This window comes from Streptomyces sp. NBC_01445, from assembly GCF_035918235.1.
In the GTDB taxonomy this organism is placed as follows: Bacteria; Actinomycetota; Actinomycetes; order Streptomycetales; family Streptomycetaceae; genus Streptomyces.
Map to the genome: position 1 here is coordinate 9,343,649 of NZ_CP109485.1, position 25,531 is coordinate 9,369,179.

20 protein-coding genes and 1 pseudogene are annotated in these 25,531 nt (G+C 70.7%); 8 read left to right on the forward strand and 13 right to left on the reverse strand.

Going from position 1 to position 25,531, the window contains the following annotated elements; all coding sequences use genetic code 11:
- Positions 1-177 precede the first annotated feature (177 nt).
- Positions 178-1,011: a VOC family protein gene (locus OG574_RS42620; protein WP_326777598.1), complete on the forward strand. Its 834-nt coding sequence runs from the start codon at positions 178-180 to the stop codon at positions 1,009-1,011.
- A gap of 57 nt (positions 1,012-1,068) precedes the next feature.
- Here OG574_RS42620 and OG574_RS42625 read toward each other — a convergent pair whose 3' ends face one another.
- Together OG574_RS42625 and OG574_RS42630 are read right to left on the reverse strand one after the other, a co-directional pair.
- Entirely contained in the window at positions 1,069-1,557 is a 489-nt protein-coding gene (locus OG574_RS42625) for a MaoC family dehydratase (RefSeq protein WP_326777599.1), read from the reverse strand.
- Positions 1,558-1,584: 27 nt separating this feature from the next.
- Positions 1,585-2,922 carry an MFS transporter gene (locus tag OG574_RS42630; protein WP_326778788.1) on the reverse strand — a complete coding sequence of 446 codons (1,338 nt, stop codon included), beginning with the start codon at positions 2,920-2,922 and terminating at the stop codon, positions 1,585-1,587.
- Positions 2,923-3,348: 426 nt separating this feature from the next.
- Between OG574_RS42630 and OG574_RS42635 the strand changes: the two genes are divergently transcribed.
- Complete coding sequence (locus OG574_RS42635; RefSeq protein WP_326777600.1) at positions 3,349-4,575, forward strand: PP2C family protein-serine/threonine phosphatase; 1,227 nt, start codon at positions 3,349-3,351, stop codon at positions 4,573-4,575.
- 72 nt (positions 4,576-4,647) lie between these two features.
- On the opposite strand, the gene OG574_RS42640 is transcribed toward OG574_RS42635, so the two are convergent.
- Complete coding sequence (locus tag OG574_RS42640) at positions 4,648-5,946, reverse strand: MFS transporter (RefSeq protein WP_326777601.1); 1,299 nt, start codon at positions 5,944-5,946, stop codon at positions 4,648-4,650.
- A gap of 58 nt (positions 5,947-6,004) precedes the next feature.
- On the opposite strand from OG574_RS42640, the gene OG574_RS42645 reads away from it, so the two are divergent.
- Positions 6,005-6,994: a winged helix-turn-helix domain-containing protein gene (locus OG574_RS42645; protein WP_326777602.1), complete on the forward strand. Its 990-nt coding sequence runs from the start codon at positions 6,005-6,007 to the stop codon at positions 6,992-6,994.
- Complete coding sequence (locus OG574_RS42650) at positions 6,987-7,940, forward strand: aminoglycoside phosphotransferase family protein (RefSeq protein ID WP_326777603.1); 954 nt, start codon at positions 6,987-6,989, stop codon at positions 7,938-7,940. The genes OG574_RS42645 and OG574_RS42650 overlap by 8 nt, the downstream gene beginning before the upstream one ends.
- Positions 7,941-7,968: 28 nt before the next feature.
- On the opposite strand, the pseudogene OG574_RS42655 reads toward OG574_RS42650, so the two are convergent.
- Positions 7,969-8,129, reverse strand: a pseudogene (locus OG574_RS42655) (alpha/beta hydrolase); the annotation flags it as partial.
- 43 nt (positions 8,130-8,172) lie between these two features.
- Here OG574_RS42655 and OG574_RS42660 point away from each other — a divergent pair.
- Both OG574_RS42660 and OG574_RS42665 read left to right on the forward strand, forming a co-directional pair.
- Positions 8,173-9,051 (forward strand): hypothetical protein, encoded by an 879-nt coding sequence (locus OG574_RS42660; protein ID WP_326777604.1) that lies wholly within the window; start codon positions 8,173-8,175, stop codon positions 9,049-9,051.
- Positions 9,052-9,171: 120 nt separating this feature from the next.
- On the forward strand, positions 9,172-10,404 hold the full coding sequence (locus OG574_RS42665) for a cytochrome P450 (protein ID WP_326777605.1): 1,233 nt from the start codon (positions 9,172-9,174) through the stop codon (positions 10,402-10,404).
- Positions 10,405-10,437: 33 nt separating this feature from the next.
- Here the strand turns inward: OG574_RS42665 and OG574_RS42670 are convergent, their stop codons facing one another.
- Together OG574_RS42670 and OG574_RS42675 are read right to left on the reverse strand one after the other, a co-directional pair.
- Positions 10,438-11,550: a YncE family protein gene (locus tag OG574_RS42670; RefSeq protein WP_326777606.1), complete on the reverse strand. Its 1,113-nt coding sequence runs from the start codon at positions 11,548-11,550 to the stop codon at positions 10,438-10,440.
- Entirely contained in the window at positions 11,547-12,143 is a 597-nt protein-coding gene (locus OG574_RS42675) for an ankyrin repeat domain-containing protein (RefSeq protein WP_326777607.1), read from the reverse strand. Before OG574_RS42675 ends, OG574_RS42670 begins: the two co-directional genes overlap by 4 nt.
- Positions 12,144-12,668: 525 nt before the next feature.
- On the opposite strand from OG574_RS42675, the gene OG574_RS42680 reads away from it, so the two are divergent.
- Positions 12,669-13,121: an NUDIX domain-containing protein gene (locus tag OG574_RS42680; RefSeq protein ID WP_326777608.1), complete on the forward strand. Its 453-nt coding sequence runs from the start codon at positions 12,669-12,671 to the stop codon at positions 13,119-13,121.
- 209 nt (positions 13,122-13,330) lie between these two features.
- Positions 13,331-15,418 carry a SpoIIE family protein phosphatase gene (locus OG574_RS42685; protein ID WP_326777609.1) on the forward strand — a complete coding sequence of 696 codons (2,088 nt, stop codon included), beginning with the start codon at positions 13,331-13,333 and terminating at the stop codon, positions 15,416-15,418.
- Between the two features lie 22 nt (positions 15,419-15,440).
- Here OG574_RS42685 and OG574_RS42690 read toward each other — a convergent pair whose 3' ends face one another.
- The 7 genes from OG574_RS42690 to OG574_RS42720 all read right to left on the reverse strand — a co-directional run bounded on the left by OG574_RS42690 (position 15,441) and on the right by OG574_RS42720 (position 25,463).
- Positions 15,441-16,481: an ABC transporter permease gene (locus OG574_RS42690; RefSeq protein ID WP_326777610.1), complete on the reverse strand. Its 1,041-nt coding sequence runs from the start codon at positions 16,479-16,481 to the stop codon at positions 15,441-15,443.
- On the reverse strand, positions 16,478-17,440 hold the full coding sequence (locus tag OG574_RS42695) for an ABC transporter permease (protein WP_326777611.1): 963 nt from the start codon (positions 17,438-17,440) through the stop codon (positions 16,478-16,480). The genes OG574_RS42690 and OG574_RS42695 overlap by 4 nt, the downstream gene beginning before the upstream one ends.
- A complete protein-coding gene (locus OG574_RS42700) occupies positions 17,433-18,992 on the reverse strand; it encodes a sugar ABC transporter ATP-binding protein (RefSeq protein WP_326777612.1) in 1,560 nt (519 codons plus the stop codon). The genes OG574_RS42695 and OG574_RS42700 overlap by 8 nt, the downstream gene beginning before the upstream one ends.
- Positions 18,993-19,100: 108 nt before the next feature.
- Complete coding sequence (locus tag OG574_RS42705) at positions 19,101-20,198, reverse strand: ABC transporter substrate-binding protein (RefSeq protein ID WP_326777613.1); 1,098 nt, start codon at positions 20,196-20,198, stop codon at positions 19,101-19,103.
- A 192-nt stretch (positions 20,199-20,390) separates the two neighbouring features.
- Positions 20,391-21,506 (reverse strand): aldose epimerase family protein, encoded by a 1,116-nt coding sequence (locus tag OG574_RS42710; RefSeq protein WP_326778789.1) that lies wholly within the window; start codon positions 21,504-21,506, stop codon positions 20,391-20,393.
- Between the two features lie 277 nt (positions 21,507-21,783).
- Entirely contained in the window at positions 21,784-22,794 is a 1,011-nt protein-coding gene (locus tag OG574_RS42715) for a LacI family DNA-binding transcriptional regulator (protein ID WP_326777614.1), read from the reverse strand.
- A 266-nt stretch (positions 22,795-23,060) separates the two neighbouring features.
- On the reverse strand, positions 23,061-25,463 hold the full coding sequence (locus OG574_RS42720) for a beta-L-arabinofuranosidase domain-containing protein (RefSeq protein WP_326777615.1): 2,403 nt from the start codon (positions 25,461-25,463) through the stop codon (positions 23,061-23,063).
- Between the last annotated feature and the right edge of the window lie 68 nt (positions 25,464-25,531).

Sequence of the window (25,531 nt, forward strand, 5' to 3'; positions counted from 1 at the left end):
ATTCTCCGGCCGCACGTGCCCATATGCGACTCGGCGGGCGTCGCGTCACGGCGGGTCATGGACGTTCGGCGGACGGTTTCCGTCGAGTTCTGGTGTGTCGGACCTGGTGTCAGGGGTACCCGGTCGCCGGCAGAGCCCTGACCGAGTCCCCCGGGCACCGAGAGGGGGCGGCCCTTCATGAACAGCAAGTTGATCTCCAGGACCGGACCGGACGACGCCACGTCGCACCACGCGATCCTCGGATCTCCCTGCTGGGTGAGCCTGGCGGCGCGCGACCTGTCGGCCGCCCAGTCGTTCTACGGTGCCGTCCTGGGCTGGACGTTCCGCGCGGGCTCGCTGGGTGAGCGGTTCGTGGTGGCGCTCTCACAGGGGCGGGCCGTGGCGGGGATCGGAGCGGTCGCTCCGGCTCTGCAGGTTCCCGTCGCGTGGACGCCCTATTTCGCGGTGGCCGACGCGGACGAGACGGTCGGCCGCGTACAGGAGCGCGGCGGAACGGTGGGGGTCGGTCCGATCGGCTTCGCGACCGGTCGGGCGGCGCTGGTGTCCGACCGCGCCGGCGCGGTCTTCGGGATCTGGGCCGGCGCGCTCGTCCGCAACTTCGGCGCGTGGCGCCGGGACGCGCCCCTGTGGCTGCGCCTGGTCACCCGCGACGCGTTCGACGCCGCGATCTTCTACGGGGAAGTCCTCGAGTGGACGTGCCCGGGCTGCTGCGACGTGCGCTACGAGGACGAGGAGGTCGTCCTCGTCTGTGCTGGACAGCCGGTGGCCGCGCTCATCGGCGGGACGCCGGGATCGGCCCCCGACCCGCAGTTGCGGCCGCACTGGCAGGTCCGCTTCACCGTCGGAGATGTCGCCACGTGTACGCAGGCCGCTGTGAAGCACGGCGGAACGGTGACGGGCTGCGAGGCGGACACGACGGGCGACTGCGTGACCCTGCTCGATCCCGAGGGCGCCCAGTTCACGCTCTTCGCACCCCGACTGCGACCGGAGGAGCCCGACGACGGTCCGTGACCGAGGGCTCGCGTTCGGAGCAGGGCCGTGGCGTTCGCGTCGGACCCGGTCCCGCCGTCATTGCGTCCGGCGCCGCAGGAAGTTCATCGCGGACAGCGTGAGCACGGTTTCGCCGCGCTGGTTGAACACCTCGATGTCGGTGTGCACGATCCCGCGGTCGGGCTTGGACTGCGAGAGGCGCGCGGACACCACCGTCGTACGGATCGACAGGCTGTCACCGGGGCGCACGGGGCGGGTCCAGCGCAACGCGTCGACGCCCGGGGAGGCGAGGCTCGCGACCTTGCTCACGTAGTGGTCCGCGTACATGCGCATCATCAGCGAGGCGGTGTGCCAGCCGCTCGCGATCAGCCCCTTGAAGGGGCCCTGCTCCGCCGCCTCGGGATCCGTGTGGATGTCCTGCGGATCGAACTCGCCGGCGAACCGGAGGATCTCCTCCTCGGTCACCGTGACACTCCCGTACACGTAGCTGGACCCGGGAACGTAGTCCTCGAAGTAGCGTTCTCCGACAGGGGTGTTGAAATCCGTGCCGATCGCTGTAGTAGTCATCGAAGGCACGGTAGCCGACCTCCTGGATCAGGCGGGGGAGCCCGGGGTGGCGACGCGGCGCAGTCCCCGGTCGAACACCGTCAGGAGCAGGAAGAGCGCCCCGGCGCCCAGCATGAACCAGGCCAGATGGTGCATGCCACCGGTGTCGGCGTGCTGCCCGAACGCGGTCGCGCTCGCCGCGGAGGCGACCATCGAGCCGAGGTAGATGAACGTGCGGAGCAGCCCGGACGAAGTGCCCACGCGCGCCGGATCGGCCTGGTAGTACACCGAGTTCTGCAGAGCGAGGCTGTTGAGTCCCTGGGGCACGCCGAAGATCAGGGCGACGGCGAGCAGTATCCAGATGGGACTCGTGCCGCCGAGCCTCAACAGCAGTGTGCAGGCGGCAAGTTGGAAGACCGCGCCGATGAGCAGCTTGCCGCGGATCGACTTGTGGCGGCCGGTGAGGGTGGAGACGGCGATGCCGGTGAGGAAGATCGGCAGCTGTACGAGGCCGGCCTGTGACGGCGAGAGCCCACGGCCCTCCTCCGCCCACTGCGTGAAGCCGTAGAGGAACGCGTACGAGACCACGTAGGCGACCAGGGCACGGCCGTAGGTGGCGAGCAGCGGGGTGTTGCCGGCGAGCACTCTGAGGTCGATGAACGGTACGGGGGCGCGCAGTTCACGTACCGCGAACGCGGCGGCCGCGGCTGCGGCGATGGCGAGCAGGTACCACGTGTCGGCGTGCAGGTTCATCAGGAACAGCAGGAGCGAGAACAGCAGCGCGGCGAACAGCGCCATGCCGGGGAGGTCGAGTTCGGACGCGATGCTCCTGCCGCCCGTGCGGCGCGGGCGGGCCTGCACGGGCAGCCGGCGCGCGCCGAGGATCAGGGCGGCCGCCGCGAGGGGGACGTTGAGGGCGGACGTGGCGCGCCAGCCGCCCACGTCGATGAGGAGCCCGCCGAGCGAGGGGCCGATGACGGCGATCGTCTGGCTGGACACCGCGAGCGTGGTGAGGATGCCGCCGGGACTGTCCCGGCCGGTCCGCTCCGCCTCGCTGCGCAGCAGGGACATCGAGGCCGGATAGCCGGCGCAGGTCCCGAAGCCGAGGAGCACGCGTGCGGCGATCAGACAGCCCAGGTTGGGGGCCAGCGTGCCGGCGATGCCCGCGATGCCGACCAGAGACGTGCTGATCAGGAAGAGGCGTCGCGGTCCGAAGAGGTCGATGAGCCGTCCGACGACGGGCTGCCCGAGCGCGGTGGCCAGATAGAGCGCCGAGATGAGCCACGCGGTCTGCGCGGGAGGCGCCCCGAACGCCACCCCGATGGGGACGAGGGCCACGGCGATGATCGTGGAGTTGATCGGGTTCAGGACCGAGCCGAGGATCATCGGCGGGATCAGCCTGCGGTCGAACTGACCCGCCGGGGCGCCGTGCGGCCCGGGTTCGGACTCTGCCGAGAGGCCCTCTGCCGCCGGTGCGGGTATGTCGGGGTTGCTCATGGGCGGGTCAGCCCCTGGCGGGTACGTGGCGGGGTCACGGCGTTCTTGCTCATGGCTCCACCGTAGATTTGACAGGTGTACCTGTCCAGTTTGACTGAGCAGTTTTACTTCCCTTTTGTGTGGTGGTCCGGCGGTCCTGGTGGCGGCCCGCGTCCTGCGGGCGGGGGCGTGGGAACGCCCGAGTGGCGCACCCGCACCGGGGGAGTGGTGCACCGGGTGCGCATGGTATTCGCGCAGGTCGCAGGGGATTAGGGGGCGTTGGTGCGCCGTCCGTGCGACAGGGCGACGGAGTCACGCGGGTATAAAATTTCCCATGTGAGATTCCGGCGATGGTCGATGGATCGCCAGCTGGAGCGGCCATCGGGCCACGGTCTGGTGGTTGTTCCGCTCGCTCTGATCGTGGTCATCACCCTGGTGGACGTCCACTCCCCGACCGACGTCCACCTCGGCCCGCTGCTCGTCATCGCACCGGCCCTCACCGCTTCCATCGCAGGCCCCCGGCTCACCGCCCTGGTCGGGCTCCTGGCCGTGGGCGCTCAGATCCTCATAGGGGCGTTGCACGGCGGTCTGGGCACGGCCAACCACATCTCGCAGATCATCGCCATCACCTTGCTCTCCGTACTGATCGTGATCTTCTGCCGAGCGGGGGAACGGCGCCGCCAGGAGCTGAACCGGGTGCGGTCGGTGTCCGAGGCGGCGCAGCGGGTGCTGCTGAGGCCGCCGCCCCGCAAGGTCGGTCCGTTGCGCGTGGCCTGGCTCTACCTGGCCGCGGGGGACGAGGCCAAGATCGGGGGCGACCTGTTCGCGGTCGCCCGCGCCGCCCACCCCAGCACCCGCGCACTCATCGGTGACGTACGGGGCAAGGGCCTCGCCTCCATCGGTGAGGCGTCGGTCGTGCTCGGGGCGTTCCGCGAGGGCGCGCACCGCCACGCTCTGCTGCCCGACTTGGTGGCGGCCATGGACGACAGCGTCGCCCGGAACCTGGAGGAGGTCGCCGATACCGAGCACGACGCCGGAGAGCACTTCGTCACCGCCCTCGTGCTCGACATCCCGGACGACGGCCCGCACGCGGAGATGGTGACCTGCGGCCATCCGCCGCCACTGCTGGTGCGCGAACACCAGGTCACCGAGCTTGCGCCACGTCAGTCCGCACCACCCCTGGGCATGGGCGAACTCCCCGGTCCCCCGCTCCGAAGCGACCGCTTCGCCTTCACGGCCGGTGACTTCCTCGTCCTCTACACCGACGGAGTCATCGAGGCCCGCTCGCCCACCGGCGCCTTCTACCCGCTCGCCGAGCGGGTCGCCTCATTCCCGTCCCTTCCCGCCGGCGGCCCGGACTCCCTGCTGAACCACATTCACCGCGACCTGCTCGCCCACACCGGCGGGCAGCTCAACGACGACATCGCGCTCCTCGTCATCGAACGCGTACCCACGCGGCACCTGCTCCGCCCGCTTCTCAACGGCCGGCCCATGGCGGACCATGCCGCCGACGCATACCCCGACGGAGCGCCGCCGTCGAGGGCTCACGGGCGCGGGATCTGAACGGTCACGGGACGCCGATGCGGTCGAGCAGGTCGGCGACCGCGTTGCCGGTGCCGGTCTCGAGCAGGACGGTCAGGACGGCGCGCAGTGTGTTGACTCGGGCAACTTCTGCGGAGCGGGTGTGGCGGGTGCGCCAGGCGCGGTGGGTGTGGTCGGTGCGGACGTGTCGGGCTGGGCGTGGGGCAGTCGGCGTACGGCTCTGGAGGCCAGGGGGATCAGGCTGGCCGCGGCGGAGACGGCCCCGGCTGCAGCGGTCACCCGGAAAGCGCCGAACGTCTCCGCCAGTGGGCCCACGCACAGCTGCCCGACCGGAATCGCGAGATAGGACAGCAGGTCGTCGTAGGACGCGACGCGCGACAGCACGTGCGCGGGGACGTGCTCCTGGAGCGAGGTGTCCCACGCGACCGCGGTGACGGAGGAGCCGAGCCCTGCGACGAACGCCGCCAGGACCAGCCATGGAGCGTGCCCCTGTGCCCCCAGTGCGAGCAGCGGCAGCGCGCCCAGCACCCCCGCCACCTGCCCGAACCGCAGCAGATGCCGCACCGTCATCCGGTACATCAGCAGGCTCGACGCCAGCATGCCGGCCCCGCGCACACTGAGCACGAAACCCCAGGTCGTCTCGCCGCTGAGCTGCCGGGTGAGCTGAGGGCCGAGGATCTGCCACGTTCCGGTCTGGACGAGGTTCAGCAGGCAGAAGGACAGGGTTCCGACCCACACCCACCGGATCGCACGGAACGCGCTCCATCCGTCGCGGATGTCGCCCAGCACCGTGTCTCGCTGTGACGCCTCAGAGGTGCCGGTGAGGGAGAGCCGTGCGAGGAAACCGGCCGCGACGAGGTAGGTGAGCGCGTCGAACGCGATGGCGGGCCCGCTCCCGACCGTCACCACCAGCACACCTGACAGACTCGGACCGAGGATCTTCGTGACGTTGCGGGCCGAACCGAGGAGTGAATTCGCCTGCCGCAGAAGGGACTTGGCGACGAGCTGAGGGACGACGCCGCGCAGCGCCGGTGTCGTGAAGGCGCCGAGCACGCCGCCTGCGAACTCGAGGGCGGTCACCAGCGGCAGCGAGTAGTGCCCGGTCAGCAGGAGCGCGGCGACGGCGCCCTGCGTGAATGCCGCCCCCAGATGGGCGGCCACCAGGACGGTCCGGCGCGGGAACCGGTCGGCGACCGCGCCGCCCACGAGCAGGAACGCGAGCAGCGGCAGCATGTGGGCGGCGAGTACGACGCCGAGGTCGTGGCCGCTGCCCGAGGCGTCGAGGACGGCGAAGGCAAGCGCGACCGGAGCCATCGAGCTTCCGAGCAGGGATACCAGACGTCCGGCGAAGAACGAGCGGAACGCGGCCTGTTGGAGGAGGGAGTAACGCATCGGCCCGAGTGTGGGGAGCCGCGGGTGCGCAAGCTAACGTTTCGGCAGGAGGCGAAAGATGGTGCTGCTGCGGTTGAGCTCGATGGCCCTGTCACAGTCCCGGTTCGCGCTGTCGCCGAGCGCCGAGACGCTGGGGTCGATGAGCGTCCTGATGGCGCCCTGCTCCGACCCGTGGCTCACCTCCTGGTACACCCGCCACCACGGCGCCTTCCACGCCGCGCTCGACGCGGACCCGTTCGCCAGAGGCCTCGTCGAGCTGATCTGCTCGACCAAGTACCTCCCCGGCTACCTGAGCCGCCCGCCGTCCGGCGGAATGCGCACCACGCTCGTCGACGAACTGAGGGTCGTCGCGGCGGCCCGTGACGACGACATACGCGCGGACCTCGACGCGGCGGTGGCCCGTAGCTGGAAGCGCCACGACCTGGAGTGGCTGACCGGGCACGGGTGGGGAGCCCGGACCGCCGACCTCTTCCGGCACGTGTGGGAGACGCATGTGTCGCCGGACTGGCCGCGCCGCCGCGCCCTGTTGGAACGGGACGTCACGTACCGGGCGGGGCTGCTCGCCGCGTACGGCTGGCCCAGGGCGCTCCAGCACATGAACCGGCGCAGTGCGTGGGTCGGCGCCGACGCGATCCGCTTCAGCGACCAGCCGGGCCCCGACTGCATCGTCGGCGAGGGCGGAATGCTGTTCGTCCCGGTGTGCGTGACGAGCGGCACCTGGCTCGCCGAGGCGCCTCCCGACCGGTACGCCCTGGTGTACCCGGCCCGCGGCACAGCCGAGCAGACCGGGCGGCCGCGAGCGGCGCAGGCTCTGGAACGGCTGATCGGCACCGGCCGCGCCGCCCTCCTCCAGGAGCTGGAACGCCCCGCGACCAGCAGTGAACTCGCGTCGCAACTGGGGCAGTCGCTCGGCACGGTCGGCGGCCACCTGGCCGTTTTGCGCGAGGCGAACATGGTCGTTGGTACGAGAGTGGGGCGACGTGTGGTGTACCGGCGCACGGAGGCGGGCGATCGCCTCGCCGGTCGTGCAGGCTCTCCGGATGACTGACCACGAGATCGACGAGCCGCTCGGCGAAGCAGTCGACGAAGCAATCGACCAAGCCATCGGCGAAGCATGCGACGAAGCCATCGGCGAAGAGTTGGTGCGGTCGCTGATCGAGGAGCGGTATCCGGATCTGGCGGCGCTGGAACTCCATCAGTCGGTGAGAGGCTGGGACAACCAACTCTGGTGGCTGGGCGACGAGTTGGCCGTACGTCTGCCGCGTACGCCACGTGCCCCGGACCTGCTGCGCAAGGAGCACCGCTGGCTGCCGCTCCTCGCCCAGAGGCTCCCCCTCCCGGTCCCCACGCCCCTCCGGCTCGCCGAACCGTCCGACCTCTTCCCACACCCTTGGACCATCGCGGAATGGGTCCCCGGCGAGCCGGCGGACCGTTCGCCGATCAGCGAGGGCGGGGAGTCCGCCGACGCGCTGGCGCGCTTCCTGACGGCGCTCCACCAGGAGGCGCCCGCGGACGCACCGGCCAACTCCGGCCGCGGAGTTCCCCTCGCCGCGATCTCACATCACTTCGACGAGGCCGTCCGATCCGTCGCCGCCCACGTGCCCGAAGGCGTCCGGGACGTGTTGGACGAGGCCGTAGCGGCTCCCGCGTGGGAGGGGCCGCCGGTGTGGCTCCACGGAGACCTGCACCCCGCGAACGTCGTCGTCTCGGACGGCACACTCTCCGGCGTTGTCGACTTCGGCGAACTCTGTGCCGGTGATCCGGCGATGGACCTCGCGGCCGGGTGGCTCCTGCTGCCTTCCGCCGCAGGCTTCCTGGACGCCTATGAACGCGCCGACGAGGCCATGATCCGACGTGCCCGCGGGTGGGCCGTCCTGCAGGCTCTGTCCCTCGTCGCGATCGGCCGGGCAGGGGACCAGGGCCTGCCCGGCGGCAAGCCCACGTGGGGGCGGGCGGGCCGACTGACCCTCGACCGCGTGCTGGCCTCGCGCTGACCGCGGGGCGGGGTGCGTCAGGCACCCCCAGCAGGTCCCGAAGTTCCTTCGTGACCTCGGCAGGCGCCTCCTCCGGAAGTGGCCGTACGCGACCGGGGTGTGCCGCAGGTCCTCGGCCCAGGCGCTCCACAGCGCAGCCGCGTCGAAGCCGAGCGCAGCGCCCCAGTCCTGCTGAAGCACGGCGACCGGCGCGTCTCAGCCGCGCGCGCCGCCCGCACGGCAGAGTGGGCGTGTGGATGCAGATGATGTCGCGGAGGATCTCTACCGCCTGCCGCCCGTACAGTTCATGGCCGCGCGGAACGCGCAGGTCGCCGAGGCGAAGCGGGCCGGGGACACGGCCGCCGCGCGCCGGATCGCCGCCTTCCGCAAGCCGACTCTCGCCGCCTGGGTGTCGAACCTCCTGGCGCGTGAGACGGAGGAGGCGGGGCAGCTCCTCGAGCTCGCGGAGGCGCTGCGGGAAGCGCACCGCACGCTCGACCCGGAGCAGTTCCGGACTCTCAGCCACCAGCAGCACGTGCTGATCGCGGGCCTCGCGCGACAGGCTGGTGGACTCGCCAGGCGGGCCGGCCAGCCGGTGAGCCTGAGCGTCCTGCACGAGGTCGAACAGATCCTCCACGCGGCGCTGGCCGACGCGGAGGTCGCCGAGCAGTGGGCCACCGGCAGGCTCACGAAGGTGCCCACCGTGTCCACCGACTTCCCCGGTACGGCGCCCCTCGCGCAGGTGTCGAAGAAGGACGAAAAGCCCACTCCCGCCGCCGCAAGCAAGGCCCCCGACCCCGCTGAGGAGAAGCGCCGCGTCCGCCTGAAGGAGGCGATGAAGGCAGCCACCGAGGCCGCGGCCGAAGCGGGCCGTCGCGACGACGAGGTGCGCCGTGCCGAGGAGGAGCACGAGCGGGCCACAGCCCGGCGGTCCGCGGCGGACGAACGCGTCGCGCTCCTGACGGTTCAGCTCGGCGATGCCGAGGAGGAGCGGCGCACCGCTGCCGAGGCGGCGGACGAGGCGTCCGTGCGGGTCCGGGACACCGCACGCGAACAGAAGGCCGCCCGGCGGAGAGCAGCGACTACGTCCCGGGCCGTTGAGCGGCTCTCCGGAGGCGATTCCGGCCGCTGAGCGCGAGGTTTACCCTTGGATCACGAACTGGTCACGCCACCCACCCGTATCCGTGTTCCATTGGATGCTGGCGACCGAGATCACGTCAGGGGATACGTGCTCGCGAAACGGAGTGAGGACATGACCGATCCGACCGCCGCGCCACTGCAACTGACCCACACTCAGATCGACGAGGCGTCGCACGGCCACGACGTCCCGCTGGTGCGGGTGACACTCCCGGGGACCACGACCCCCGTATGGCTGGCCACGCGCTACGACGTGGTGAAGGCGGCTCTCGCGGACACCCGCTTCGTACGGGACCTGGCGAAGGTTCCCGGTGCGCAGGGCGGGGGTGTCGGCGCGGAACTGCTCGACGACGCGGGGCTGCCGCCGGAGTACCGGCAGTACCTGGAGATCCTCGTCATGGTCGACGGGCCCGAGCACACCCGCCTGCGCACGCACGTGATGCGGGCCTTCGCGCCGCGCCGGATCGCCGCGCTGCGTCCGCGCATCGAGCGCATCGTCCAGGACGTGACCGGTGAACTCGTCGCGAAGGGGGACCAGTTCGACCTCCTGAGCGCCTTCGCCTACCCGGTCATGACGGACGTCATCTGCGAGATCATCGGCGTGGACGCGGCCGACCGGCCGAAGGTGAGCGGCTGGATCAGGGACTACGAGTCCGGTGAACCGGACCGGTTCCTGCCCGGCATCGACCACCTCGCCGAGTACGTCGGCGGGCTGCTCGACCTCCGTGGCCCGGCGCCCAAGGAGGACCTTGTCTCCGATCTGCTGCGCTCCAGCGCCACGGCGGCCGAGGGGCAGCGCCTGACGCGCCAGGAGATGATCGCGCTCGTCTTCCTGCTGATCAACACGGGGATCGCGCCGCCCGCCTTCTTCATCACCGACGCGGTCCTCACCCTCCTCGACCACCCGCAGGAGACGGTCCGGCTGCGGGCGGAGCGCGACCTGCTGCCGCGTGCCGTCCAGGAGTTGCTCCGCCATGTGTCGGCGGTACGGGTCGGCGCCACTCTGTACGCCACCGAGGACGTGGAACTCGGCGGCGTCCTGGTGCGCCAGGGCGAGGGCGTGACGAGCGGTCTGCTGGCCGCCAACCGCGACCCGGGAAGCTTTGACGACGCCACGCGGCTCGACCTCACACGCGAGGTGGCACGCGGGGCCGGGCACATCGCGTACGGACACGGCGCGCACCGCTGCATCGGCGCCGCGCTCGCCAACCTCCAGACCGAGGTGATCCTCGACGAGCTGTTCCTGCGCCGGGACAGCCTCGAGCTGGCCGTCGAGCGGGAGGCGGTCGAGCGCGTCGGGTTCGCGGGGGACGGCACCTATCCGATCGCGCTGCCGGTTCGCATCTGAGTCGGAGCCGGGCCCGTGCGGGGCTGGGCATGGTCACAGAACGGCAATGCCCAGCGGCCGATGACCTGCGGGCAGCCGGTGGGTCTTCCCGCTCTCCAGGTCCACGACGGTGATCCCGTCCCAGAATCCGTCTCGCGTGAAGCCCCCGGTGACGTAGGCGGTGCGGCTGTCGCGCGACGCGGCGACATCCTCGTGCGGGCCGTCTAGCGGGACGACGCGCTCCTTCCCCTCGGCGGTACGGATGGTCAGCGAGGCGTCGTTGTCGCCTGCGCTGATCGGGCCTGTGCCGACGGCGAGCAGCGTGCCGTCGGGGGTGAGCCGGGCGCCGTGCTGGTGGGTGTCGGCGGTCATCGGTTCGACGGCGACCTTGCCGGTGCGCGGGTCGAGCACGGCCAGCTTCTCGCCCTCGAAGGGCAGCAGGAGCTTTCCGTCGTCGCGCACGGCGGCGTAGTGCGGCTTCAGCCACGAGCCGAGACCGCCCTCCGTGCCGTACGGGGCGACCTCGAACCGGCGCGGAGTGAGCGTGTCCGTGCGTACGGCGGTCACGTCGAACGAGTCGTGGCCGGTGGCGTACACCTCGCTGCCGTCGCGGGCCACATCCACATCGAAGGGGCGGCGGCCGACCGGGACGGTGTCCGTGACCTTCCGCGTCGCCGTGTCGACGACCTCCAACACTCCATTCCTGTCAGGCACGTTGACGCCCACGTAGACATGCTTTCCGTCGGGTGCGAGGGCGATGCCCATGCCGCCGCCGCGGTACTCGCCGGTCGTGGCGGGGCCGGTCTCCGTCGTGTACGGGATGCGGCCGACGTTCTCGCGCGTCTCGGTGTCGACGACGGCCACCCCTTCGGCCGTCGCAACCCACGCCCGGCCGTCCTTGCCGACGACGAGCCCGTACGGTGCGGTGCCCACCTTCACCGAGTCGAGGGCGCCGCGCTCCGGGTCCACGAACGTGACCGTGCCGCTGCCGAAGTCCGCCACCAGCAACGTGCCTTGAGCGGTTCGCGGGGGCGCCGGCACCGAAGGGATGACGGTGGCTGCCCGTGGTGAGGGCGCGGTGGAGTCGGCGGTGCCGGTCGCGGTGCACCCCGCCGCGAGGAGGACGACGGCCATTGCCCCGAGCGCACCGCGCGCGCGGGCCGTCATGACGCGGCCCTGAGCAGCGCCGCGAGCGCATCGAAGCCGCGGCGTTGCGCGTGTTCCAAGGCCGTGACGCCTTCCGCGTCCGCGAGATCCGGACGGGCGCCCGCCGCGAGCAGCAGCTCCACGATCTCCTGGTGCGCCCGGCCCCCGTCACCGAGGATCACGGCTTCGAGCAGAGCGGTCCATCCGAGATCGTTGACGTGGTTGACGTCGATGTCCGTCTCCCGGAGCACCGCCCGTACGTACGCGACGTGGCCGCGCTCGCTGGCGGGGATCACCGAAACACCCCCATAGCGGTTACGCAGAGTGAGATCCGGGCCCGCCGGGAGCAGGACGCGCATCATCGCGACGCTGCCGGTCACGCCGGTCACGAGCCACGGGCTGTCGTGGCGCCGGTCCTGGGCGTCCGGGTCGGCGCCGGCCGAGACCAGGACCCGCGCGGCCTGGACGTGATCGTTGAGGGCGGCGAGCAACAGCGGGGAGCGCAGTTCCTCGTCGCAGGTCTCTGCCGAGGCCCCGGCGTCGAGTGCGGCGCGCACCTCGGCGGCGTCACCGCGCCGGGCGGCCTCCAGGAGTCGGCGGTCGCGGTCGTGCATCTCGGTGCTCCATGTCCGTAGGGAAGGATCCGTAGGGAAGGAACGGGGGGTGCCTCCGATTTCCGTTCCGGAGTCCATTCTCCGGCGGCGTCCCGCGCTCACCGGTCGGCCTGCCGTCTGCGGTGCGGGAGCCCGACGGACGACACCGGGGTCAACCGATCGGCTGATGCCGACGCGGCCGGCCGAGGGGCGGTACGACGAGGAAGGCCCCCTCCCTACCCGGTGGGGGCGCGGAGGGGGCCTTGACGGAGGCTCGCCCTCAGGGTGTGCACCGGTTGCCGTCGCCACGACAGGAACCTGAAGGCGTCCTCAGGTATCTCAACGAGCGGACATGTGCCATGTTCTGCCATACCCGTACGGGAGACCCGCACGGAGCTGATCGGCGTGGCACGTTGACGCGCTGTGCGGGCTCCATGCGTTCACCGTGATTCCCGACCGTGCGGCGCCCGTGATCGATAGGTTGTTCCCCTGCATCAGCCGTCATCCGGACGGCGATGTCCGCAGCGGTGCAACGTGGGAGGTCAGATGCGTTCGCGAGTCTCGGCGTATGCGGTCGCTGTCATGGACGAGCAGTTGCTGCTCACCCAACTCGCGGACAGTTCGCCGGTGTTCGAGCCCGGCCTGTGGCACCTGCCCGGTGGCGGGATCGACCCGGGGGAGCAGCCGCGCGAGACGCTGGGGCGCGAACTGTACGAGGAGACCGGCCTGGAGCTCCTGGACGCCCGGCTGGTCGACGCGAGGACGTACACCGCTCACCGGCTCGGCATCGACTGGCATCTGGTGGGGCTCTTCTACCGCGTCGACCTCAAGCCCGGCCCTCCCGTGGTGACCAAGGGGGACGACTCCACCAGCGCCGTCACCTGGATGCCCCTGTCCGGCTTGCGGGAGTCCGAGCTGTCCCCCGCGGCGGTCGACGGCTTGGCGATGACCGGTGTGCGCTGCAACCGTCGGCCCCGTGTGGCCGCGACCCACCAGTAGCGGAGGAAGCGAACATGACCTTCCCCTGGAAAGGGGCATAAAATGCCGTGGGGAGTCTGGAGGCACTATGGCCGAGAATCTGGACCGCAGTACACGCCGGGGCTCCGGCTGACAAAATACTCGTCCTCGATGGAGTCGATGACATCCCGAACCGGGCTGATCCCTTTCAGCAGTCCCTCGGACCCCGGCGATTCTGGGGAGGTGACTGGATGGATGCGATCGGTTCGTCGCGGGCCGGCCTGACAACGGCGGGCACGGTTTCCGAGCCCGGCGGCCTTCTGGACGCCCTGGCCGTGGCCGCGGTGATGATCGACGCCCAGGGCCGGATCTGCCTGTGGAGCCCGCAGGCCGAGGAGCTGTTCGGCTTCACCGCCGAGGAGGCGCTGGGGCAGTACGCTGCGCCGCTCCTGGTCGCCCCGGAAAACCAGGATCTCGTGCTCGGCCTGTTCGCCGAGGTCATGGAGAGCGGCCGGAGCTGGGCCGGCGTCTTCCCGGTACGCCACAAGGACGGCAGCACCCGCCTGGTGGAGTTCCGCAACATGCGGCTCCACGACGAGCTCGGAGACGTCTACGCCCTCGGCATCGCCAGCGATCAGGCCCTCCTGCGCCGCGTCGAGAGGGACCTTGCGCTGTCCGTGCAGCTAGTGGCCCAGTCGCCCATCGGGCTCGCGGTACTGGACACGAACCTGCGCTACGTGATGGTCAACCCCGCGCTGGAACGCATCAACGCCCTGCCCGCCGAGCAGCACATCGGCCGCGGCGTCGGCGAGGCCCTGCCGTTCCTGGACACCGAAGCCATCACGGCCACGATGCGCCAGGTCATGGCCACGGGCACGCCGGTCCTCAACGAGTTCACCATCGGCCGACCCGGCGGAGCCTCCGACGTGGAACACGCCTGGTCGGTGTCCTACTACCGGCTGGACGACCCGGCGGGCCGGGTCCTCGGCCTGGCCATCTCCGTGGTGGACGTGAGCGAACAGCACCGGGCCTCGCAGGAAGCCGCCCGGGCCCGCCGGCGCCTGGCCTTCATCGCCGACGCGTCCAAGATCGTGGGCACCACTCTGGACGTCGAGCAGACCGCGCACGAGTTGGCGTCGGTGGTCGTCCCCGAGCTGGCCGACCTGGCGGCGGTCGACATACTCGACGCCGTGCTCCAGGGCCTGCGCCAGACCACCCCGGCCGCCGGAGGACCCGCTCTGTTCCGGGCACTGGCGGTGACGGCGGCCTACTCCACCAACGCGCTCCACGCCGCCGACACCCCCGGGCAGATCGCCAGCTACGCGGCCGACCGGTACATCACCCAGTGCGTGACCTCAGGGCGTCCGGTGCTGGTGGAGCACGTGAGCGAAGCGGACCTGGAGCGCATCGCCCCCGACCCGAAGTCCGCCCGGGTCCTGTCCCGGGCGGGGCTGCACTCCTATCTTGCGGTGCCGCTCATCGCGCGCGGAGAGGTGCTCGGCGCGCTGGACCTGGGCCGCGCGAGGAACGAGCTGCCGTTCGACGAGGACGACGTCGTCCTGGCCGGCGAGCTGGCCGCCCGCGCGGCGGTCTGCATCGACAACGCCCGCTCGTACCAGAGTGAACGCCGCACCGCCCTCACCCTCCAGCGCCACCTGCTCCCGCCCAGGCCGCCCCGCAGGCCCGGCCTGGAGATCGCTTACCGCTACCAGCCCGCCCAGTCGGCCAGCGAGATCGGCGGCGACTGGTTCGACACCATCCCGGTGGCCGGGAACAAGACCGCCCTCGTGATCGGTGACGTGATGGGCAGCGGCATCAACGCCGCCGCCACCATGGGCCAACTGCGCACGGCCACCCGCACGTTGGCGGACCTGGACCTCGCGCCGGCCGAGGTGCTCCGCCACCTCGACCACACCGCCGCCGAACTCGACCCCGCGTTCGCCACGTGCATATACACCGTGTACGACCCGCACCGCGGCGAGTGCCGGATCGCCGTCGCGGGCCACCTGCCGCCCATCCTGGTCAGGCCCGGCCGGCGCCCCGAACTCCTCGACCTGCCCACGGGGACACCTCTCGGTGTGGGGGACGTCGCCTTCCAGGAGACGACTGTGAAGATGGAGAGCGGCGACCAACTCGTGCTCTACACCGATGGGTTGATCGAGACGCGTTCCGACGCCATAGATGCCCGCATCAACACACTGCTCGATCTGCTCTCCGAGCCGCAGGGGTCCCTGGACGAGGTCTGCGACCACCTCCTCGTGGCACTGCGGGACGAGGGGGACCGCGACGACGTGGCCCTCCTGATCGCCCGGGCCCGCCCGCTGGGGTCCACGTCGTAGAGCCTCGGCGCGATCCGGTCGTCTACAACAACTGCCGCCTGCGGCCGAGCCACGTCTGGGCGATGACCACGACCGCGAGGAACGCGCCGCTGACGACCTGCTGGTAGGAGGAGTCGAGGGAGCCGATCTGGTTGATGACGTTCTGGATCACCTTCAGGAGCAGCACACCCACCAGAGAGCCGCTGACGTAACCCAGACCGCCGGTCAGCAGGGTGCCGCCGATGACGACCGCGGAAATGGCCTCCAGCTCCATGCCGTTGCCCAGAATCGTGACGCCGGAGGCGAGCCAGGCGGCGTTGAGCGCGCCGGCCAGGCCCGCGAGGACGCCGGACAGCGTATAGACGATGATCTTGGTACGGGCCACGGGAGCACCCATGAGGGCGGCCGCATCCTCGTTGCCGCCGACCGCGTACACATGCTGGCCGAAGCGGCTGCGGCGCAGGACCACCGCGCCCGCCACGAACAGGACCAGAGTGATCCACACGGGGTTGCCGACGCCGAGGGTCGTGCCCTGGCCGAGCTCGGCGAGGAACGACCCCTTCTTGACGAGGTAGGTGTCGGCGCCCTCGTTGGTCAGGGACAGCATCAGGCCGCGCGCGCCCAGCATCGCGGCCAGCGTGACGATGAAGGGAGCGAGCCGCGAGCGGGCGATCAGCAGGCCGTTGACCACACCGATGAGACCGCAGACGACCATCGGCAGCAGGAGCGCCACCAAAGTGCCGTACTGCGAACCCCACGCGGCAAGAACACCGCCGAGAGCGAAGAGCGAACCGACCGACAGGTCGATGCCGCCGGTGATGATGACGAAGGTCATGCCGAGCGCGACGACCGCCAGGAACGCCGAACTCGTCGCCATGTTGGACAGGTTGTCCCCGGTGGCGAACGAGTCGAAGCTCAGCGACGCCACCGCCGACACGATCACGAGGACCGCGAGCGCGCCGTGCTGCTGGACCAGGGCGCTCAGCCGCTCGGAGCGGCTGCTGCCCACGGGCTCGGCGGCGTCGAGCAGCTCCTTCTCGGTACGGGCCACGGCCTCTTCCGTTTCCGTCCTGGTCGCCGTCATCGCTTCCCCCGTCCGCGCGCCGCGTACACCGCCAGCACGATCACGATGGCCTGGGCGATCTGCGTCCACGAAGGCGGCAGATCGTGCTTGATGAGGGTGGCGGTGAGCAGCTGGATGAGGACGGCGCCCGCCACCGTTCCGGCGATGTTGACCCTGCCGCCGCTCAGGGGGGTGCCGCCGACCACCACCGCGGTGATCGCGGACAGCTCCATGAGGTTGCCCAGCGACGTGGGGTCGCTGGCCTGCAGCCGCGCGGTCGCGAGCACACCGGCGACGGCGGCGAGGAGCGCGCACGCCACGTAGACGAGCATCAGGACGCGGCGCACCGGGAGCCCCGCGAGCTTCGCGGCCGCCCGGTTGTCGCCGATGGCGAGCAACTGCCGCCCGAAGGTGGTGCGCCGGATGACGAAGGCGACCAGCAGAGCGAGCGCCGCGGCGATCACGATGAGGTAGGGGATGCCGAGCACGTCACCCGAACCGAGCGACGCGAGCCCCGGGTTGTGCAGGTCCTTGAGCTGCGGCAGCAGCACCAGGGCGATGCCTCGGCCGCCGACCATGAGGGCGAGGGTGGCCACGATCGGCTGCACACCGACCCAGGCGACCAGCGCCCCGTTGGCCAGGCCCACCACGGCCGCGAACACGGCCACCGTGAGCAGGGCCGGCACCAGCCCGTACCCCAGATAGAGGGCAGTGACCGAGGCGGCGAGCGCCATGACCGCGCCCACGGACAGGTCGATGCCCTCGGTGCCGATGGCCAGGGCCATGCCGAGGGCGACGATGATCACGGGCGCGACCTGCACGGCCTGCGTCCGGAAGTTCTCCGCGGACAGGAAGTGCGGCGTCACGGCGATGTTGACGACGAGCAGGACGGCCACGCCCGCGTACACACCGTACGTCTGCATCCACTGCAGGACTCGCGCGCGGTCGAGGGCGGCCGGGTGTATCGCGGCCTCAGCCATGGCGGGTCACCTCCCCGGCGGCGCCGGGGGCGGGGCTGCCCGCCGCGATGGTCTGCATCAGCTTGTCCTCCGTGACGTCGTCGCCGGTCAGTTCGCCGACGACCGCGCCGTCCTTCAGCACGACCACGCGGTCGGATCCTTCGATGAGTTCCTCCAGGTCGGAGGAGATGAGCAGGACACCGAGGCCGTCGTCGGCCAGTTCGTCGACGAGCTTCTGCACCTCGGCCTTGGCGCCCACGTCGATGCCGCGCGTGGGCTCGTCCAGGAGCAGCACCTTCGGGTTCATCGCCAGCCAGCGGGCCAGGAGCACCTTCTGCTGATTGCCGCCGGACAGCTCACCGACTTTCTGGTTCGGCGAGGACGCCTTGATCCGGAGCCTCTTGACGAAGGTGTCCACGATCTTGTCGACCTGGGCCTCGGAGACCAGACCGAAGCGGGAGAGCCTCGGCAGTGCGGCAAGCGCGATGTTCTCGCGGACGGAGAGCCCGGGGACGATGCCCTCGCTCTTGCGGTCCTCGGGCAGCAGGCTGATGCCGGCGCGGATGGCGGCGGGCGTGGATCCCGAGCGCAGCGGGACACCGGCCACGGTGACGCTGCCCGCCTTCGACGGCAGAGCCCCGGAGATGGCCTTGGCGGTCTCCGTGCGCCCCGACCCGAGCAGCCCGCCCAGACCGACTACCTCGCCGGGACGGATGTCCAGCGAGACTCCGAGCAGCTTGTGAGGAACCGTCAGATCCCGGGCGCTGAGCACAGGTTCGGAACTCGCGGCATGGTGGTCGCCGGTGAACTTGGTGACGCCCTCACTGCGTACCTCACCCATGTCACGCCCCAGCATCGTGGACACCAGCGTGAGCCGGTCCAGGTCCGCGAGCCGTCCGGTGTGCACGCGGCAGCCGTCCCGCAGCACTGTCACGGCGTCGCACACGGCGTACAGCTCGTCGAGCCGGTGGCTGACGTAGATGACGGCGATCCCGTCGGCGCGCAGCCGGCGGATCACCTCGAACAGCGTCTCCACCTCCCGTGGTTCGAGGGAGGAGGTCGGCTCGTCCATGATGACGACGCGTGCGTCGGCGGCGACGGCCCGGGCCAGGGCCACCATCTGCTGGGCGCCGACGCCCAGCGTGCGCAGCGGCTGCCGCACGTCCACCCGCACCCCGTACGCGCGCAGCGTCTGGGCGGCGTCGCGGTGCATACGGCCGAAGTCGAGCAGCCCGAACCGGTTGCGCGGCTCGCGCCCCAGGAAGAGGTTGCGGGCCACGCTCAGCAGCGGGATGAGGTTGACCTCTTGGTAGATCGTGGAGATGCCCGCGTTCTGGGCCTCCAGCGGTGTGGCGAAGGAGACCGGGCGGCCCTGGAAGGTGATGTCTCCCGCGTCGGGCCGGTACACACCGGTGAGCACCTTGATGAGCGTCGACTTGCCGGCGCCGTTCTCGCCGATCAGGGCGTGGACCTCACCGGCGTGCAGCGCGAGGTCCACACCGTCGAGGGCCCGGACACCGGGGAACGACTTGCTGAGTCCGCGGACTGTGAGGACTTCGGCGGAGGGAGTCACCTGTGCCTCCAGGTGGGGTGAAGGGCTGGGGCAGGGGAGAGGAGTACGGATCAGGGGCGGGGTGGGCCGCCGCTCGGGCCTGCCCCACCCCGCCCGCCTGAAGCTGCGTCAGAACGCCTTGCCGATCTCGGACTTGGCATTCTTCACGTCGTAGGCCCCGTCCTGGATGATGACGTCCTGGGGGACTTCCTTGCCCTGCGTGAACGTGTCGAGGGTCTGGAAGGCGAGCGGGCCGAAGCGCGGGTTGGACTCGATGACACCGCTGATCCAGCCGTCGACAATGCCCTGGACCGCGTTGCGCGTCCCGTCGACCGTCACGATCTTCACGTCACCGGCCTTCTTGCCGGCGCCCTTGAGCGCGGCGACCGCGCCGAGACCCATCTCGTCGTTCTCGGCGTAGATCCCCTTGATGCCGGGCTTGGACTGGATCAGCTGCTCGGTGACCTGCTGTCCCTTCTCACGGGCGAAGTCGCCGGTCTGCTGGAAGACCACCTTGAGGTCGGGTGCCTTCTCCTTGATACGGTCCTTGAAGCCCTTGGTGCGCTCGGTGGTGACGTTGTTGCCCGCGGCGCCGAGCAGGATCGCGACCTCGCCCTTGCCGCCGGTCGCCTCGATCATCTGGTCGGCGGCGCGCTTGCCCTGGTCGACGAAGTCCGAGGCGATGAAGCTGACGTAGTCCTTGCACGCCGTGGCGTTGATCTTGCGGTCGATGGTGACGATCGGCACCTTCTTGGCCGCGGCGGCCTTCAGCACCGGCTCCCAGCCGTCCGAGTTGAGCGGAGCGATCACCAGCAGGTCGGCGCCCTTGGCGAGGAGGTCCTGCACATCGCTGATCTGCTTGGAGAACTGGGACTGGGCGTTGGCGGTGAGCAGCTTCAGACCGCGCTTGTTCGCCTCGGCCTTGATCGAGGCCGTCTCGGCGATCCGGAAGGGGTTGGCCTCCTTCTCGGACTGCGAGAAGCCGACCGTGGCGCTCTTGAGGTCGAGCTTCTTCCCGCCGTACGCGTCGATCGTGCAGCCCTTGCTGCCGGGCTTCGGCGTGACGACCTTCTGGCCCGCGTCGGCGGCGGACGCGGAGGAGTCGGACTTGTTCGAGGCGTCGTCCTCGGACTTGGCGCAGCCGGAGGCGGTGAGGGCCATGGCGGCGGCCAGGGCCACGATCACAGGGCGGGCGGTGAGGTGACGGCGGTGGGCGAAGTGCTTCATGGTGACCCCGATCCGGGTGACGCGGCGACGGAGGGTTGGCAGGGAGCAGCGAGGGCGGCGCGTGTGCGGCTCGACGAGGCGAGAGTCGCGACTGGTCCGCCCGCAGGAGTTTTTACATCGTTGAAAGGGGGGTGTAAAGCCTTTGTGCGGGACGTGACCGCCCTGTGATTCGGGCGGGCCGTCCGGTCGTGGTCAACGTGCGACCGTGGTGAGGTGCGGGAAGCTGAGCACGGTCCGGCTGCGCATGACCTGGTCCGGGCGCAGGACGGTGCTCGGATACTCGGACCGGTTGGGGGAGTCGGGGAAGTGCTGCGACTCCAGGCACAGACCCGAGTGGGCGCCGAGCCGGCGACCCAGGAAGTCGCCGAAACCACCGTCGAGTTGCTGCCCCGCGTACACCTGGAGCCCGGGCTCGCTGGTGTGCACCTCGAGCACGCGCCCGCTGCCGGGGTCCTCGAGACGGGCCGCACGCCGCAGGACCAACTGCCCCTCTCCGGACGGTCGTTCACGGTCGTCGAGTGCCCAGCAGTGGTCGTATCCGTCGGCGCGCCTCAACTGCTCGTCGGGCTCGGCGATCCGCGCACCGATCCGCCGTGACCGGGTGAAGTCGAACGGCGAACCGGCCACCGGTGCGGGTGCGCCAGGCAGCGGGAGGCCCGTCTCGTCGATGGGTAGATACGTGGTGGCGTCCACGGTCAGAAGGTGGTCGAGTACCCCTCGGTCCGGGTTCCCGGAGAGGTTGAAGTAGGCGTGGTTCGTGAGGTTGACCGGCGTGGGACGGTCGGTGACGCCGCGATAGTCGAGCGTCAGGGATCCGTCGGACGCAAGGGTGTAGGTGACGGACACCTGGAGCGAACCGGGAAAGCCCTGGTCGCCGTGCGGACTGTCCAGGCTCAGGCGCACACTCGCGGCGCCGTCGGGCCGCTCGCGGGACTCGGCACGCCACACCCGGCGGTCGAACCCGTCGGCCCCGCCGTGCAGCGAATTGCCCCGGTCGTTGCCCGGGATGTGGTGTCGCGTTCCGTCCAGAGTGAAGGTGCCCGCGGCGATGCGGTTGGCGTACCGCCCCACCACAGCGCCGAGATACGCGCCATGGGTGGCGTAGTGCTTCACGTCCGGGAGGCTGAGGACCACCTCGGCGGGCGGCCGGCTCCCGGACGGACCTGGGACACGCAGGGAGTGCAGTACGGCGCCGTACGTCAGGACGGCGGCCTCGACTCCGCTCGCACTGCGCAGAGTCCAGCGCTCGACCGGGAGGCCCGAGGGGGTGGCGCCGAAGGGTGCCGAGAAGGGGGCGGCGAAGGACATGGGCTCCTCGCGGGGGGTGAGGGCCGGGCACTGTCCGGCGCCGGGCGCGGGGGATACCGGCGGGGCGCGGACGGAGCCGGAGACCGGCAGCTGCGGACGCCTGGACATTACAACGTTGTAAGGCGTCGTTGTAAGAGGCCGGTACAGGTATCTGCTCGGGTCTTTCGGATACTCGGAGGGCGAGCGGTTGTCCGGTGGCCAACGGGTCGGGGATTTCGGCGGGAAGTCCTTATCCGGGCTTGTCGGCGGGAACGATCACGCGGTTCCGCCGCTCGGCCTACGTGTGCCGCCCCAGCGTGCTCTCGCGCGCGACGAGCCGGTAGTCCGCCCAGACGCGGCGGGGCTCGTCCGCCTGGCCGCCGAGCCGGGCCAGGACCGACTCGACCGCCATCCGCGCGATGGCCTCCTTGTCCGGCGACACGGAGGTGAGCGTGACCGCCCCGAAGCGCCCCTCCACGACGTCGTCGAAGCCCACCACAGCGACGTCCTCGGGCACGCGCAGACCGCGCTCCGACAGCACCCGCATCGCTCCGATGGCGATGGGGTCGTTGTACGCGAACACGGCGTCGGGCCGGCGCCCGGTCTCCAGGATCCGGGTCATCGCCGCCGCGCCGTCCGCGTGCCCCCACCCCTCGGTCGTCGCGATCAGCCCGTCGTCCACGGAGAGGCCCGCCGACAGGAGTTCCTCGCGCCACCCCTGAACACGCAGATGGGCGGGTTGGCTGTGGCCACGGCGGGCACCGATGAACGCCACCTCGCGGCGCCCCATGTCGATCAGATGACGGACGGCCGTGCGGGCCGCCGCGACGTTGTCCACCGCGATGTGGTCGTAGGGCAGGTCGTAGTGGCGCTCGCCGAGCAGGACCAGAGGCACGTTCTCCGTGCGCTCACGAAGGTCCTCCGCCTCCAGCTCGATGGGGCTAAGGATCAGGCCGTCGATGACGCGTGCGCGGAACCCCTGGCTGACCAGGACCTCTTGCTCGCGCCGGCCTCCCGTGTGGTCCAGGAGCACGATGTAGTCGTGGAGGGCGGCGGCGTCGATCACCGCCGCCGCGAGCTCGGCGAAGTACGGGTTGCCGAGCTCGGGCAGGGCGAGGGCGATGATGCCCGTCCGCCCCTGACGCAGGTGGCGGGCGGCGAGATTGGGCCGGTAGCCGAGCTCGTCGATGGCCTGCTGCACCCGCTCGCGCATCGCGGGGGTGACGTGCTGGTAGTTGTTCACCACATTCGAGACGGTCTTGATCGACACGCCCGCACGCGCGGCGACGTCCTTGAGGCTGACCCGCACAACATTCCTTCCGGTGAACTGCCGGGCGCCGGGACCGGTGCGTGCCCGCACGGCGCCGGAGCCATGGCCCCGGCGCAAAGGCTCTGGAGCCGGGCTTGCAACGTTATACGTCCGTATGGCGAAAGGTGGCAAGGGGACGGCAAGGGGACGGATATCCCCGGCACCGGCTGCTGGACCAGCGGTTCGACCGTCGAGGATGCGGACCCCCGCACACCGACGCCGTGGCGCGCCGGGATCCACCCGGCGCGCCACGACCGGTCACGACCTCAGAGCAGCCGCCACAGATGATCGTCCGTCCCGTTGTCGTCGAACTGGACGACCTGCGCGCTGTCCGCTGTCGACATCCCGTCCACGCCAAGGACCTTGCCGCTGTTCTTGTTGCGGATCCGGTACCACCCGTCCCCGCTGTCGACGAGCGCCCACAGATGGTCGACGGTGCCGTTGTCCTCGTACTGGACGACGTGTGCGCTGTTGTCCGTCGACATCCCGTCGACCCCGAGGACCTTGCCGCTCTGGCCGTTGCGGATCAGATGCCAGCCGTCGCCCTTGTCGACGAGCTGCCACGCGTGGTCGCCCGTACCGGAGTTGGCGAACTGGACGACGCGGGCACTGTTCTCGGTCGACATGCCGTCGACGGCCAGGACCTTCCCGCTGTGCTTGTTGGCGATCCGCCGGAACGCGGGCTCCGGCGTCCACGCCCTGCCGTCGGGCGAGGCCTGGGGAAACGCCGTGATCCGCAGTCGGGCCGCGCCCATCGGCACGAGTGTCACGGTCTCGACGGGTGCGTCGCTACGGGCCGGTCCGCTCTGCAGGGGTGCGACGACGTGCTCGTCGTCCGCGACCCACTCCTCGATGCGACGGGCCTGCGCGGTGATGTGCACCGGCATCGTCTCGTGGGTGAACGGGTTCTCCCCGACCGGCCCGTCGTCGCGCCGGAAGGCGAGGCCGGGGGCGGGGGACAGGCCGTAGTTCCAGGCGGAGGTCGCGTGCACCTCGTAGTGCGGGAACGTGTCGTCGCCCGCGTAGCGCTCGTACTGCTCGCCGATCTTCAAGGAGTAGGTGAGCGGTCCGTGGTCGACGCTGACGGCGTCATGGTTGTCGGGCCAGTGGCGTACGGAAGTGCGCTGAGGCAGGCGCAGCGTCACCACGTCACCGTCGTGCCAGGTGCGCTCCACCTTGGCCCAGACCGGTCCGTCCTCGGCCGCCAGACGCTTGCCGTTGACGAGGAGTTCGGGCCCGCGGCACCACCCCGGGATGCGGAGCTGGAGCGGGAAACGCACCGGCTTCGGGGTGGAGAGCCTGAACTCGACCGTCTCGGTGAAGGGGTAGCCGGTCTCCTCGACGATGGTCACCTCGGTGCCGCCGGCGACCCGCGTACGGACCGTGCAGGGGGCGTACATGGCGGCGGCGAGGCCGTCGCCGGGCGTCGCGAGCCACAGCTCCTCGTTGAAGTAGGGCCAGCCCATACCGTAGTTGTGCGGGCAGCAGCGGTACTGGTCGACGCCGGGCTGCAGGGACTGCATGGCGAAGCCGTTCTGGAACTGCCCCTGTGTCTTCGGGGTGTTGTCCAGGTCGACGCTGTTGGCGCTGGTGACGTAATGCAGGGACTTGCCCTGCGGGTCGAGTGCGGCGGGCAGCATGTTGAACGCGAGTTCCTCGCAGCGGTCCGCCCACACCGGGTCACCGGTGATGCGCGTGAGCAGTTCATGGCTGGCCATGAACTCGACGATGCCGCAGGTCTCGAAGCCCTGACGGGGGTCCCCGAAGCCGGGCCGGTAGTTCTCGTCCCCCGCCATGCCACCGCCGGGGAACTGGCCGTACGCACCCATCACGGCGTCGTATCCGCGGTACGTGGCCCGGGTCAGCTCGGCAGAGCCGGTGAGCTGCGCGTACTGGGCCGGCTCACGGAATCCCTGGGCGATGTTCACGTTGTGCCGCGAGGGCGTACCGCCTGTCCAGTCCGCCCCGAGGGTGTGCATCTTGCCCGCCAGGTCGAGGAGGAACTTCTCCCCGGTACGCCGGTACAGCCACACCACGATGTCGAGTCCGTCGCCCCAACGGAACGAAACCCAGCTGGAGTTGAAGGCTCCGGCCCCCTGGGCGTTCATGAAACGCAGGAAGCGCGTGACGAACGGGACGACGCGCCGGTCGCGCGAGTACTCCTCGTAGGTCCGCAGCGCCATCAGGAGCGGCAGGAACGGCCAGAAGTCCGGACCGCCGTTGAGCGAGGTGCGCAGCGCGCGCGGGCCGAAGAAGCCGTCGCTCTCCTGCGTGGCGAGGATCGCGTCGATCCACTCGCGCGAACGGGCCAGGGCGTGCTCGTCACCGGTGGCGACCGCGAGGGGCACATAGCCGCGCAGCCAGTACGGCAGTTCCTCCCACGCCCCGCGCTCCGGGTGCACCCAGCCGGTGTTGTCGAAGTCCAGGAAGTGGGAGAGGTCCTCGTACCGGCCGCACAGCCCGTCGAGCTGGAGCTTCAGCTGTCCGGCGAGCCAGCCACGGGCGGTGACACTGCCGGAGGGCAGTTTCCGGAACGCGTCCGGGAGCAGCGTGCCGGCCGACGGCCGTGAAGCCGCCGCCGCCGCGGACGGGGCGAACGGGCCGCCGAGCGCCGCGGCGCCCAGGCCCAGGGCGCCGGCACCGAGAAGAGCGCGTCTGCTGACAGGCATGCGGGTGCTCCTGTTCGGGGGGTACGGGTGAGGGAGGTACGGGGAAGGGGGGTACGAAGGGGTCGCGC